Source organism: Variovorax sp. DAIF25 (assembly GCF_050711835.1).
Lineage (GTDB): Bacteria > Pseudomonadota > Gammaproteobacteria > Burkholderiales > Burkholderiaceae_C > Variovorax.
On sequence record NZ_CP136637.1, the window covers coordinates 2,058,254 to 2,071,568 of the forward strand.

At 69.9% G+C, this 13,315-nt stretch carries 11 protein-coding genes; 10 read left to right on the plus strand and 1 reads right to left on the minus strand.

Annotated features, from left to right (window positions below):
* Positions 1 to 3 precede the first annotated feature (3 nt).
* The 4 genes from R0232_RS43985 (at position 4) to R0232_RS44000 (ending at position 4,390) form a co-directional block, all read left to right on the plus strand.
* Entirely contained in the window at positions 4 to 1,188 is a 1,185-nt protein-coding gene (locus R0232_RS43985; protein ID WP_431513522.1) for a CaiB/BaiF CoA transferase family protein, read from the plus strand.
* Entirely contained in the window at positions 1,185 to 2,432 is a 1,248-nt protein-coding gene (locus R0232_RS43990) for a CaiB/BaiF CoA transferase family protein (RefSeq protein ID WP_431513523.1), read from the plus strand. Before R0232_RS43985 ends, R0232_RS43990 begins: the two co-directional genes overlap by 4 nt.
* A gap of 61 nt (positions 2,433 to 2,493) precedes the next feature.
* On the plus strand, positions 2,494 to 3,663 hold the full coding sequence (locus R0232_RS43995) for an acyl-CoA dehydrogenase family protein (protein ID WP_431513524.1): 1,170 nt from the start codon (positions 2,494 to 2,496) through the stop codon (positions 3,661 to 3,663).
* A 121-nt stretch (positions 3,664 to 3,784) separates the two neighbouring features.
* Positions 3,785 to 4,390 carry a class I SAM-dependent methyltransferase gene (locus tag R0232_RS44000; RefSeq protein WP_431513525.1) on the plus strand — a complete coding sequence of 202 codons (606 nt, stop codon included), beginning with the start codon at positions 3,785 to 3,787 and terminating at the stop codon, positions 4,388 to 4,390.
* A 16-nt stretch (positions 4,391 to 4,406) separates the two neighbouring features.
* Here R0232_RS44000 and R0232_RS44005 read toward each other — a convergent pair whose 3' ends face one another.
* Positions 4,407 to 5,201 (minus strand): AraC family transcriptional regulator, encoded by a 795-nt coding sequence (locus R0232_RS44005; protein ID WP_208508216.1) that lies wholly within the window; start codon positions 5,199 to 5,201, stop codon positions 4,407 to 4,409.
* Positions 5,202 to 5,345: 144 nt separating this feature from the next.
* Between R0232_RS44005 and R0232_RS44010 the strand changes: the two genes are divergently transcribed.
* The 6 genes from R0232_RS44010 (at position 5,346) to R0232_RS44035 (ending at position 13,315) form a co-directional block, all read left to right on the plus strand.
* Positions 5,346 to 6,584 carry an MFS transporter gene (locus R0232_RS44010; RefSeq protein ID WP_431513526.1) on the plus strand — a complete coding sequence of 413 codons (1,239 nt, stop codon included), beginning with the start codon at positions 5,346 to 5,348 and terminating at the stop codon, positions 6,582 to 6,584.
* A gap of 18 nt (positions 6,585 to 6,602) precedes the next feature.
* Positions 6,603 to 8,231 (plus strand): thiamine pyrophosphate-binding protein, encoded by a 1,629-nt coding sequence (locus R0232_RS44015; protein WP_431513527.1) that lies wholly within the window; start codon positions 6,603 to 6,605, stop codon positions 8,229 to 8,231.
* 169 nt (positions 8,232 to 8,400) lie between these two features.
* Complete coding sequence (locus tag R0232_RS44020) at positions 8,401 to 9,864, plus strand: tannase/feruloyl esterase family alpha/beta hydrolase (RefSeq protein ID WP_431513528.1); 1,464 nt, start codon at positions 8,401 to 8,403, stop codon at positions 9,862 to 9,864.
* A 107-nt stretch (positions 9,865 to 9,971) separates the two neighbouring features.
* Positions 9,972 to 11,171: a PQQ-dependent sugar dehydrogenase gene (locus R0232_RS44025; RefSeq protein WP_431513529.1), complete on the plus strand. Its 1,200-nt coding sequence runs from the start codon at positions 9,972 to 9,974 to the stop codon at positions 11,169 to 11,171.
* 57 nt (positions 11,172 to 11,228) lie between these two features.
* Positions 11,229 to 11,948, plus strand: coding sequence for a response regulator transcription factor (locus R0232_RS44030; protein ID WP_208514190.1), 720 nt, complete (start codon positions 11,229 to 11,231; stop codon positions 11,946 to 11,948).
* Complete coding sequence (locus tag R0232_RS44035) at positions 11,945 to 13,315, plus strand: ATP-binding protein (protein WP_431513530.1); 1,371 nt, start codon at positions 11,945 to 11,947, stop codon at positions 13,313 to 13,315. Before R0232_RS44030 ends, R0232_RS44035 begins: the two co-directional genes overlap by 4 nt.

Here is a 13,315-nt window from a genome sequence, read left to right on the forward strand (position 1 = left end):
GACATGGCATCGCTCGATGGTTTGAAGGTCGTGGACCTGTCCCGGGTCCTGGGTGGCCCGCTGTGCGCCCAGATCCTGGGCGACCACGGCGCCGACGTGATCAAGGTCGAAGGTCCGATGGGCGACGAAACGAGGACCTGGGGGCCGCCTTTCGACGAGGTCGGCATGGCCTCCTATTTCGCGGGCATCAATCGCAACAAGCGGACCGTGTGCCTGGACCTGGGCATGCAGCAAGGGCGCGAGGTGCTGATGCAGTTGCTCGGCGATGCCGACGTGCTGATCGAGAACTTCAAGATCGGCACGCTGGAGCGCTGGGGCATGGGCTTCGATGACGTGCTCTCGAAGCGCTTTCCGCGGCTGATCCATTGCCGGGTCACCGGCTTCGGGGGCACCGGCCCGCTGGGTGGGCTGCCTGGCTACGATGCCGCGGTGCAGGCGCTGGGCGGCATCATGAGCATCAACGGCGACCCCGAGGGAGAGGCCACCAGGGTCGGCGTGCCGATCGTCGACGTGACGACGGGCCTGAGCGCCGTCATCGGCGTGCTGCTTGCGCTGCACGAGAGAGAGCGAAGCGGGAGGGGGCAGTCGATCGAGTCCGCGCTGTACGACAACGCGCTGTTCTCGCTTTATCCGCATTCGATCAACACGCTGTTCACGGGGCGGGCACCCGTGCGATCGGGCAACGGCCATCCCAACATCGCGCCCTACGACACCTATGCGACGGCCACGGAACCGATCTATCTCGCGGTGGGCAACAACGGTCAGTTCGGGCGGCTGTGCGAGGCCGTGCAGCGAAGCGATCTCGCCGCCGATCCGCGCTATGCCACCAACGCGCAGCGGGCCGTTCATCGTTTCGAGCTCAAGCGGGACCTGGAGGCGGCGTTCAGCGCGTTCGAGGCGCAGCCGCTGTTCGAGCGACTGGTGGCGGTGGGTGTGCCGTGCGGCGTGATCCACAACGTCGTGGAAGCGCTGAACCATCCGCACACTGCGCATCGCGGCATGGTGGCCCGGATCGGTACCTTCAAGTCGGTGGCATCGCCGGTCAAGCTTAGCCGTACGCCGGCGAGCTACCGGGCGGCGCCGCAGGAAATCGGCGCCAGCACGGTGCAGGTGCTGCGGGAGGCGGGTCTGACCGAATCGCAGATCGAGCAACTGCTGGCGCAGGGCGTGGCGCTGCAACGCAAGTGAAGCCGTCGTCCGCCAGCCGCTCGGCGGCCGATGTGGCATCCGATGGCGGAAAGACCGGGCCGCTGCGAGGGCTGCGGGTCCTGGACATCTCCACCATCGTGGCTGCGCCCACCGCGGCCGCGCTGCTCGGTGACTATGGCGCGCAGGTGACAAAGATCGAGTTGCCCGGCAGCGGTGACGGGCTGCGCAATTTCGCGCCCTTCAAGGAGGGCAGGTCGCTGTGGTGGAAGGCGACCAATCGCGACAAGAGGCTGTTGACGCTGGACCTGCGCCATCCGCGTGCCAGGCCGATCTTTAGCGCGCTGCTGGCGGAGACGGACGTCCTGATCGAGAACTTCCGCCCTGGAACCCTCGACGGCTGGGGGTGGTCGCGCGACGCGTTGTGGCAGGCCCAGCCTCGCCTGGTCATCCTGCGCGCGACCGCGTTCGGCCAGGATGGCCCCTATGCCGCGCGCCCGGGTTTCGCACGGGTGTTCGAGGCGATGGGTGGCCTGGCCTACATCACGGGGTCGCCCGAAGGGCCGCCGATGCATGCGGGCTATCCGATCGGGGATGCCATCGGCGGATTGTTCGGCGCGCTGGGCGTCATGGCCGCGCTGTGGAAGCGTGCGCGTGCACCCGATCTCCTGGGCGAGGACATCGATTTGTCCCTGACCGAGGGCGTTCTGAAGCTGCTGGATTTCTTGACGCTCAAGCAGGAACTGCTGGGCGAATCGCACGAGCGATCGGGCAACCTGAGCCAGTACGCCGCGCCCGGCGGCGTGTACCGCAGTCGCGACGGGCAATGGGTGTCCCTGTCCGGTAGCACCGATGCGATCTTCGCCGCCAATTGCAAGGCGATCGGCCGTGAGGACTTGGCCGCGAACGCGCGCTACGCCACGAACCGGCATCGATGCGAATCGGCCGCGGTGCTCAACGCCGTTTTCGGGGATTGGTTCGCGCTGCACGACCTCGACGAGATCGTCCGTCTGTTCGAGCGAGCCGGCGGCACCCTGGCGCCCGTGTATTCGGCGCGCCAGATCGCCGAGGATCCGCAGATGCGGGCGCGGGGATTTCTCCAGGCCGTGGAAGACCCGGATCACGGCCGGGTGCATCTGCCGGGCGTCGTGCCTCGATTTGCGCTCGATCCGTGTGCGATTCGGCGCACGGCAGGTGGCCTGGGCGTCGACAACGCCGAGGTCTACGGGGGCCTGGGCCTCGCCCCGGCGGAACTCGAATCCCTGGCGCGCCAGCGCGTGATCTGAACACCTCGGGGCACCCTTGGGGCGCCCCGCGACACCGAATTCTCATTGCAGGAGACCGACCATGGATTTCACGTTGACCGGGGAACAGCGCGCGCTGGTGCATGCCATCGAGCGGCTGTGCGAGGACTTCCCGATCGAGTACTGGCGCGAGCAGGACGAGAAGGCGGTGTTCCCGCATGCCTTTCACCAGGCCGTAGCCGCCAGCGGGTTTCTTGGCATCGCGATGCCCGAGGCCCAGGGCGGTGCAGGGCTGGGCATCACCGAGGCGGCGCTGATGATGCGCACGATCAGCGCGAGCGGCGCCGGCATGACGGGCGCCTCGGCGATCCACATGAACATCTTCGGCCTCAACCCGGTGGTGGTGTTCGGCAGCCCGGCGCAGAAGGCGCGCTTCCTGCCGCCGCTGATCGAGGGCACGGAGAAAGCCTGCTTCGCGGTGACCGAGCCCGATGCGGGGCTGGACACCGCGCGCCTGAAGACACAGGCGCTGCGACAGCCGGATGGCAATTACCTGCTCCATGGCCGAAAGATCTGGATCTCCACCGCCCAGGTGGCCGACCGGATGCTGATCCTCACGCGCACGACGCCGCTGGAGGACGTGGCCAAGCCCACCCAGGGTTTGACGCTCTTCTACACCGCGCTCGACCGCAGTCGCGTCGAAGTGCGCGAGATCCACAAGCTCGGCCGTGCCGCGGTGGATTCCAACATGCTGTTCATCGATGGCCTGGCGGTGCCGCACGACGATCGTATCGGCGAGGAGGGCCGCGGCTTCGAGTACATCCTGCACGGCATGAACCCGGAGCGCATCCTGATCGCCGCCGAGGCGGTGGGCCTGGGGCGCGCGGCACTGCGCATCGCGGCGCAGTACGCGAGCGAGCGCGTCGTTTTCGGTCGGCCCATCGGGCAGAACCAGGGCGTGTCGCATCCGCTGGCGCGCGCCTGGATGAACCTGGAGGCGGCCGACCTGACGGTGATGAAGGCCGCCGCGCTCTACGACGCGGGCGAGCCCTGCGGCGCCGAGGCCAACACGGCCAAGTACCTCGCGGCAGAGGCCGCGCACGATGCCTGTCAGAACGCCATCCTCACGCTCGGCGGCATGGGCTACGCCAAGGAGTACCACGTCGAGCGCCTGCTGCGCGAGAGCTATATCCCGCGCATCGCACCGGTGAGCCCCCAGATGATCATGAACTTCATCGCGGAGCGGGTGTTGGGCCTGCCGAAGTCCTATTGATGGCTTCCCCCAGGCCCGACCGAGGAGCGTCAGGCCGTCTGCGATCATGCGGTACTTTCCGCCGCCGGCAGCTTCCCGGTCCTGCCGGCCTTCGCGAACCACTCCCTGAAAGACAACCTGCATGCAATCTGCCGACGCGGCGACCTTCGACGAGGCCTACTACCGGCGTTACTACTTCGACAAGAAAACGAAGGTGGTCGACCCGCAGCACGCCGAGCGTCTCGCGGCCTTCGTCTGTTCGTACCTCAAGTACCTGCGCGTGCCCGTGCGGCGCGTGCTCGACATGGGCTGCGGCATCGGCCACTGGCGCGATGCCATCGCGTTGCATTTTCCGAAGGCCAGCTACCACGGCGTGGAGTTCAGCGAGTACCTGTGCGAGCGCTACGGCTGGGAGCGGGGCTCGGTGGTCGACTACCGCGCCAGGGAGCGCTTCGACCTCGTGATCTGCCAGGGCGTGCTGGCCTACCTCGAACCCTCCGATCTGAAGAGCGCGCTGCGCAACCTCGGATCGCTGAGCGCGGGCGCGCTCTACCTCGAGGCCGTGACACAGGAGGACTTCGAGCAGGACGTGGTCGACGAGGACCTCAGCGACCCGCGGCTGTTCCGCCATCGCGCGCAGGTTTATAGGCGCGGGCTGACGCGCGGCTTCAAGGAAATGGGTGGCGGCGTGTGGTTGAGCCGCCAGGCGGAGGTGCCGACCTTCGCGCTGGAGTGCACCGACGCCTGACCCGTAGCGCGCCGGCTCAGGGCTCGGCGAAGAACTGGCTCGGCGTCTGCCCGAAGTGCTTGCGGAACATGGTCGCGAAGGCCCCGGGACTGTCGTAGCCCAGGCGCAGCGCGATGTCGATGATCTTCTCGCCATCGGCCAGCAGCTCCAGCGCGCGCAGCAGCCGGGCCTGCTGGCGCCACTGGCCGAAGGTCATGCCGGTTTCCTTCATGAACAGGCGCTGGATGGTCTTCACGTCGAGCGACAGCCGCCCGGCCCAGTCGGCCAGGGTGGAGGCATCGTCCAGGCGCTGCTGCAGCCGTTCGCAGATGCGCAAAAGCCGCGGGTCGGCGGGCATCTGCAGGTGCAGCGGCAGCACGGGCAGGCTGCGCAGCTCGTCGAGGATGAAGCGCATCAGCCGGCCGTCGCGGGTGCCGGGCGCATAGGGTTGTTTCACTTCCATCGCCGCGCGGATCAGTTCGCGCAGCAGCGGGGGAATGCCCACGGCCTGCGTCGCGGTCAGGGTCTTCGGCGCCACCTCGGGCTTCACCAGCAGGCTGCGCATGTGGACCTCGCCGACGCAGCGGATCTCGTGCGCCATGCCCGCGGCCATCCAGATGGCGCGCGTGGGCGGCACCACCCAGCGGCCGGCCTCGGCCTGCACCACCATCACGCCGCGCAGGGCATAGATGAGCTGGTGCTTGGTGTGCTGGTGCGACCGGATATGCCAGCCGGCGGGGTAGTCGGTGGCGCGGCCCGCGATCGGCGAGGACTCGCCCTCGATCTCGCGCAGCACCTCGGGCAATGACTTGGGACGGCGCGGGAGGTTCATGTCCTTTTTGCGAAAGGTGTTGGTCGGTTGGCGCAAGACAGGCGAAGCGCATCCTCCCATAATTCCGGGGCGCCGGCGGCCCGTTCCTCCCGAACTCGCGCCCCTCGTGCCGGCCGGTCCCGTCTCCCCAGTGTGAAAGTTCCCATGCCGCCTTCCGCGACCGCCCCCCTCGAATCCCAGGCCACGCCAGCGAGCGTTGCCGCCGCCAGTCCCGCGAAGGCCAAGCCCGCCGTCGGCATCCTGGGCGCCATCAGCAGCGCGCACATGGTCAACGACATGATGCAGTCGCTGATCCTCGCGATGTACCCGATCCTCAAGGGCGCGTTCTCGCTGAGCTTCGCGCAGATCGGCCTGATCACGCTGACCTACCAGCTCACGGCCTCGCTGCTGCAGCCGCTGATCGGCCTGTTCACCGACCGGCGTCCGCAGCCCTACTCGCTGCCCATCGGCATGACGGCCACCCTGATCGGCCTGCTGCTTTTGGCCTTCGCGCCCAGCTTCGGCATCGTGCTGCTGGCCGCGGCCTTCGTGGGGCTCGGCTCGTCGATCTTCCATCCGGAGTCCTCGCGCATCGCGCGGCTCGCCTCGGGCGGCCAGCACGGGCTCGCGCAGTCGGTGTTCCAGGTCGGCGGCAACCTCGGCACGGCCATCGGACCGCTGCTCGCGGCCGCGGTCATCGTGCCCTTCGGCCAGCACAGCGTGGCCTGGTTCGGCCTGGCCGCGCTGCTGGGCATCGGCCTGCTGCTGCAGGTGAGCCGCTGGTATGCCTTCCATCACGTCACGGCCGGCGTGCGCAAGAAGGGCGCGGTCGAGTCGCCCTATCCGCGCCGCGTGGTGCTGGGCGCCATCACGGTGCTGCTGGTGCTGATCTTCTCGAAGTACTTCTACGTGGCGGGCATCAGCAGCTTCTACACCTTCTACCTGATGGACCGCTTCGGCCTCACGGTGCAGAGCGCGCAGCTGCACCTGTTCTTCTTCCTGTTCGCCTCGGCCGTGGGCACGGTGCTCGGCGGGCCGGTCGGCGACCGCATCGGCCGCAAGCCGGTGATCTGGGTGTCGATCCTGGGCGTGGCGCCGTTCGCGCTGCTGCTGCCGCATGCGGACCTGTTCTGGACCACCACGCTGACCATCGTCATCGGGCTGGTGCTGTCCTCGGCCTTCTCGGCCATCCTCGTCTACGCGCAGGAGCTGATGCCGGGCAAGGTCGGCATGGTCTCGGGGCTGTTCTTCGGCTTCGCCTTCGGCATGGGCGGCCTGGGCGCCGCGGTGCTGGGCCTGCTGGCCGACCACACCAGCATCGCCTTCGTCTACCAGGCGATCGCCTACCTGCCGCTGCTCGGCGTGGTCGCGGCGCTGTTGCCCGGAAAATCGCGCAAGTCATAGCTCCCCCTTGTCCGTTGCATGCCCTCCACCCGAATCTTTCGCGGCGCCGATGCGCTGATCGAATGCCTGCGCGCAGCCCGCGTCGCACGCATCTTCACGCTCTCGGGCAACCACGTCATGCCGGTGTTCGACGCGGCCTTCGGCTCGGGCATCGAACTCGTGCACGTGCGCCACGAGGCCAGCACCGTGCACATGGCCGATGCCTGGTCGCGGGTGTCGGGCGAGGTCGGCATCGCGCTGGTCACCGGCGGTCCAGGCCATGCGAATGCCGTGGCCGCGCTGTACACCGCGCAGATGGCCGAGGCGCCGGTGGTGCTGCTGTCGGGCCATGCGCCGAACGACCAGTTGGGCCAGGGTGCGTTCCAGGAGATGCGTCAGGCCGACATGGCCGAGCCGGTCTGCAAGGCGTCGTGGCGCTGCGCCAGTGCCGACGCGGTGGCGGGCGATGTCGCCAAGGCCATCCGTATCGCGAAGTCGGGGCGGCCCGGCCCGGTGCACCTGAGCCTGCCGAGCGATGTGCTCGAGGGCGCGACCACCGTGCCCGCCTTCGGCCCTGAAGCCTTCGCGCCCGAGCCGCGGTTGCTGGACCCTGCGCTCGCGACCGAGCTGGCCCGGCAGCTCGCCGAGGCCGAGCGCCCGCTGATCCTCGCGGGCCCGTCCTGCCTCACGCGCAATGGGCGCGCGCTGATCGCCGCGCTGGAGCAGGCCACGGGCGTGCCGGTCGCCGGCATGGAGAGCCCGCGCGGCATCGGCGATGCGAGCCTCGGCGCCTTCGCGCAGCTGCTGGCGCGCGCGGACTGCGTGCTGCTGCTGGGCAAGCGATTGGACTTCACGCTGAAGTTCGGCACCGCCTTGGCCGTCGATGCGCAAGTGCATCAGATCGATCCCGATGCCGATGAACTCGCGCGCAGCCGCCGTGCCCTCGGCGAGCGCCTGCGCACCGAAGCGCAGGCCGATGCCTGGCCGGCGATGCAGGCGCTGACCGCGGCCGCGGAGGGCGCCAGGAACCCGTCGTGGCTGCAGGAAGCGCACGCGTGGCTCGCCTATCGCCCCGCCGCATGGAACGACGCGCGCGCCTCGCTGCCGCAGCGCCTGCACCCGGTACAGATGCTGCGGCCGCTGCAGGCCCTGCTCGACAGCCATCCCGAGTCGGTGCTGGTCTGCGATGGCGGCGAGATCGGCCAATGGGCCATGGCCTGCCTGAGCGCGCCGCACCGCGTCAACAACGGCGTGGCGGGCGCGATCGGCGCCGGACTCGCCTATGCGCTCGGCGCGCGCTGCGCGCAGCCGGAGGCGCCGGTGATCGCCGTGATGGGCGACGGCACCGTGGGCTTCCACATCGCCGAGTTCGACACCGCCATTCGCCACCGCCTGCCCTTCGTGGCCGTGGTGGGCAACGACGCGCGCTGGAACGCCGAATACCAGATCCAGCTGCGCGACTACGGGCCCGAGCGGTTGATCGGCTGCGAGCTGCAGCCCACGCGCTACGACGCGGTGGCGCAGGCCTTCGGCGCGCACGGCGAACTCGTCACCGAGGCCGATGCATTGCCCGACGCGGCACGGCGCGCGATCGCGAGCGGCAAGCCCGCCTGCCTCAACGTGATGATCGAGGGATTGCCCGCGCCGCAGATCCGGCGCGAGGCTTGAGGCGTCGCGGGCCACGGGCGCCCGAAGTCATTCGATTGGCGCCGCAGGGATAGTGCGGTCCATTCCAGCGCGATCAAGAATTTCACCGCCTCTGGAAGAAGGCGTGGTCCCCGCTCCGGCTCAGGCGTGGGGTCTTGTGAATTCGAACCGATCACGTTGGAGACACATCTTGACCAAGACAGAGAACCTCGCGCGGTGGATCCGCGCGCTGCTCGTGGCGCTGGCCTGCGGCGCACTCGCCTCGTGGGCCCAGGCGGCCACCGACATTGCCAACACCCTCGTGCGCACGTGCTCGAACCAGCTCGATGGTTCGCAGTACGGGGACGCCGTGCTCAAAGACTTTCGCGGCAGCCGCTTTCCCTCGCCGAAGACCGGCGGCTTCAAGGTCACGTCCGTCCAGCAGGTCTGGCTCGCGCTGCCGGCCTACTGCCTGGTCAAGGGCACGATCCAGCCCACCTCGCCCGGCGGCGTCGACCCAGCCGTGAAGGACCCGAGCTACCGCGTGCGCGACATCAACTACCAGATCTACATCCCGGCGCAGTGGAACGGCAAGTTCGTGCAGCTCGGCGGCGGCGGCTTCGCCTGGAAGTCCGACGTGGTCGCCGCCGGCACGCAGACCAGCCAGCAGTTCGCGCTGCCGCTGCAGGGCATGGCGCTGGCCAACTACGCCGTGGTGCTCAGCGACGCGGGCGCCGACGGCTCGAACGGCGCCTTCGATCCCGACTTCGTGCGCCCGGGCCGCAACCTCGCCGATGTCGCGAGGCAGGAGATGGTGAAGAACTTCGGGCAGGACTCGATCAAGAAATCGCTCGACGTCGGCCTGTACCTGCTGAAGAAGCTCACCGGCGCGGCGCCCACCGACACCTACTTCGTCGGCATCTCCACCGGCGGCCGGCAGGCGCTCAAGGCCATCGCCAACTGGCCCGATGCCTACGACGGCATCGTCGCGGGCGCGCCGCCGGTCGACGAGACCAACCTGCTGAAGACCTTGCAGGTGCCCGACACCGTCAACGACTGGACGACCAACTGGGCCAGCGCCTCCGCCATGCTCACCAGCCTGTTCGGCCAGGACGTGTCGCCCCAGACCATGAGCGACGGCCTGGGCGCGACCTCGCGCTACCTGGCGGACGTCGCGATCGAATCGGGCGCCGACTACGACGGCTACCACCGGCTGCTCGACCAGCTGGCCCCGGTGTGGAACGTGCGGCCCGCCGAGCTCGTGCCCTTCCTGCGGATGTCGGCGCGGCAGAAGCGGGACGGCGGCAAGGGCAAGAAGATCGTGATCTACCAGGGCACCTCGGACTTCCTCGTGCCTTGCACGCAGGCCGGCGAATTCGTCAGGCAGCTGAACGGCCTGCCCGCGGGCGGACAGGTCGCGGCCGCCGACATCCGCAACACCGTGCGCGCCTATTTCGTCGAGGACTACAGCCACGGCTTCTACAACACGAATGCCGTGCTCAAGCGGCTCGGCCTCACGCCCCTGCAGCTGAACTGGAACGCGCTGGCCGATCTCGACCGCTGGGTGCACGACGACCAGGCGCGGGGTGGCGCGCCTTCGCTGGCGCGCAATGCCTCGGGGGAGATTCCTACGGCGCAGGCCTTGAGTGCGTGGAGGTGCGTCGCGTCCGAGTGAGGCTCGAACATGGACAAACGGTAATGTTCGCAGCGTTCGTGCGCGCCCGATCGTTTTTATGATCCGAAGCGATGGCGGCCTGTCACGGGGTCGCCGTTCCGCTCGACATGAACACCGCACCCCGTCCCTCCCTGTCGATCTCGCTGCGCGCCGGCCTGCTGTGCGTGGGTCTCCTGCTCGGGCATGCCGCCGATGCGGCGCGCGGGCCCGCGCCCTCCGCCTTCCAGACCAGCACCTATGCGGCCGGACTCGAGCTGCCCTGGGGCATGGAGTTCATGCCCGATGGCCGCCTGCTGGTGACCGAGCGCGCGGGACGCCTGCGCATCGTGGATGCGCAGGGCGACAAGGTCTCGACGCCGGTGCGCGGGCTGCCGGCCGTTGACCGGCGCAGCCATGGCGGGCTGCTCGACGTCACGATCGATCCGGGCTTCGAGGCCAACCGTCTCATCTACCTGAGCTACACCGAGGTCGATCGCCGCCGCAGCCGCGCCGGGCGCAACGGCATCGCGGTGGCGCGGGCGCGGCTCAGCGACGACGGCGCGCGCGTCGAGCAGCTCAAGGTGCTGTTCCGCCAGACGCCGAAGATCGCGGTCGGCGAGAACCTCGGCGGGCGGCTCGCGGTCTCGGGGGACGGCCATCTGTTCCTCACGCTCGGCGACCGCTATGCGCCCGAGGACCGCATGCGCGCGCAGTCGCTGGGCTACTACCAGGGCAAGACGGTGCGCATCCGCACCGATGGCGGCATTCCGGCCGACAACCCCTTCGCGCAGCGCGCGGGCGCGCGGCCCGAGATCTGGAGCCTCGGCCATCGCAATCCGCAGGGCGCCTTCGTGCATCCGCGCACCGGCCAGCTCTGGGTGGCGGAGCACGGACCGCAGGGCGGCGACGAGATCAACGTGGTGCGCAAGGGCCGCAACTACGGCTGGCCCCTCGTCAGCTTCGGCTGCGAGTACAACACCTGCGCGCCGATCGGCGAGGGCACCGCCAAGCCCGGCCTCGCGCCGCCGCTCGTGCACTGGGACCTGCCGGCGATCGCGCCGAGCAACCTGATCCTCTACACCGGCGACCAGTTTCCCGAGTGGAAGGGCAGCGTGCTCGTGGGCGCGTTGGCCGGCAAGGCCGTGTGGCGCATCGAGCTCGCGGGCGAGGACGCCGCGCCGCGCGTGGTGCGGCGCGAGCCGCTGTTCGCCGAGCTCGGCGAGCGCATCCGCGACATCCGCCAGGGGCCCGATGGCGGCCTCTACCTGCTGGTGGACGGGGTGCAGGGCCGCGTGGTGCGCGTCGCGCGCGCCGACGCGAGCCTGTAGCGCCGGCAGCGGGCGGCAGCGGGCGGCACAATCGCAGGCGTGATCCATCCCACTCCCCTGTGGCGTTGCCTCATCGTCGAGGACGACGCCGACAACGCCCGCTACATCGCCGAGGGCTTCCGCGCGCTCGGCCACGTGGCGGTGATCAGCCGCGACGGCACCGATGCGCTGGCGCGCGCCACCAGCGAAGCCTGGGACCTCGTGATCCTCGACCGCATGCTGCCGAACGAGGTCGACGGCCTGTCGATCCTCGCGACCCTGCGCGCGCTCGGCAAGAAGACGCCGGTGCTGGTGCTCAGCGCGCTGAGCGCGCTCGACGAGCGCGTGCGCGGCCTCAAGGCCGGCGGCGACGACTACCTGGCCAAGCCCTTCGCGTTCTCGGAGCTGGCCGCGCGCGCCGAGGCGCTGGTGCGGCGCTCGCGCACCGGGCCCGAGATCCGCACGCTCGAGGTGGCCGACCTGTCCATCGATCTCGCGAGCCGGCAGGTGAAGCGCGCGGGCCGTCCCATCGCGCTGCAGCCGCGCGAGTTCCGCCTGCTGGCCTACCTGATGATGCATCCGGGCCAGGTGGTCACGCGCACCATGCTGCTCGAGGCCGTGTGGGACTACCAGTTCGATCCGCAGACCAACGTGATCGACGTGCAGGTGAGCCGGCTGCGCGGCAAGCTCGACGCAGGCGGCGCGCCGACCCTGATCCAGACGGTGCGCGGTGCGGGCTACCGGCTGGCGCCGCCCGAACCCGAAGCCGCGCCGGCCGCCGCGCCCGCGCGCCGATGATCCCGGCGCTGCGCCAGCTCTGGCGCTCGGTCGGCTTCCGGCTGGCCTTCTACTACGGGCTGCTGGTCGCGATCACCATGCTGGCCTCGCTGGCGATCGTCTACATGCAGACCGTGGGCGTGCTGCAGCAGCGCATGGTGCGCCAGGTGGCGGCCAGCGTGCAGCAGCTGGTGGTGCGCCACGAGGCGCGTGGCCTCGAGGGCGTGGCGGGCGAGATCGGGCACGTGCTGGCCGACGACCGGCATTCCGACAACGAGGTCTACCTGCTGGTGGACCGCGAGGGCCGCAAGCTCGCGGGCAACCTCGACCAGATGCCCTCGAGCGCGCCCGACGCGGGCGACGGCGTGCACCGGCGCGTGCTGCGCGGCGGCCAGGGTGCCATCGCCTACCTCGTGATGCGGCCGTTGCCCGACGGTGCCACGCTGGTCGTGGGGCACGACCTGCGCGACCAGGAGTCGATCGAGTCGCTGGTGGCGAGCGCCAGTGCCGCGGCCGGCATCGTCGCGGTGCTGCTGCTGATCGGCGGCACCTTCGTGTTCCGGCAGGAGCTCGAGCGCAGCGTGGGCGCGGTGCGGCGCACGGCCGCGCGCATCGCGGCCGGCGAGCTGCAGGAGCGTGTCGCGCCTTCGGGCGAGGAGGACGAGTTCGCGCTGCTCGAGCAGGACATCAACGCCATGCTCGACCGCATCGAGTCGTTGATGGACGGCGTGCGCCATGTCTCCAACACCATCGCCCACAACCTGCGCACGCCGCTCACGCGCGTGCTGGTGCGGCTGCGCGCGGTGGAGCTGGGCCTGCCGTCCGACGATGCGCAGCGCGGTGCGGTGGCGACCGCGATCCGCGAGCTCGAGGAGCTCGCGGTGGTGTTCGAGAAGCTGCTGCAGATCGCCGAGGTGGAGGCGGGCGCGCGGCGCCAGCAGTTCGCGCCGGTGGCGCTGCACGTGATCGCCGACGACGTGGCCGAGCTCTACGAGGCCGTGGCCGAGGTGCAGGGCATCGTGCTGCGGCGCGCGCCGTGCGAGGCGGCCACGGCGCTCGGCGACCGCGACCTGCTCGCGGGCGCGGTCGCCAACCTGGTCGACAACGCGCTCAAGTACTGCGGCGCGGGTGCCGTGGTGTGCATCGGCACGCAGACCGTGAACGGCCGCGCGCAGCTCTTCGTGCAGGACGACGGCCCGGGCATCCCGGCCGCCGAGCGCGAGCGCATCGGCGTGCGCTTCCACCGGCTCGACCGCAGCACGCCCGGCCATGGCCTGGGCCTGGCCAGCGTGCGCGCGGTGATCGCGCTGCATGGCGGGCAGCTCGCATTCGAGGATGCCGCGCCCGGGTTGCGCGCGCGCATCGATCTGCCCGGCGCGGGCGACTGA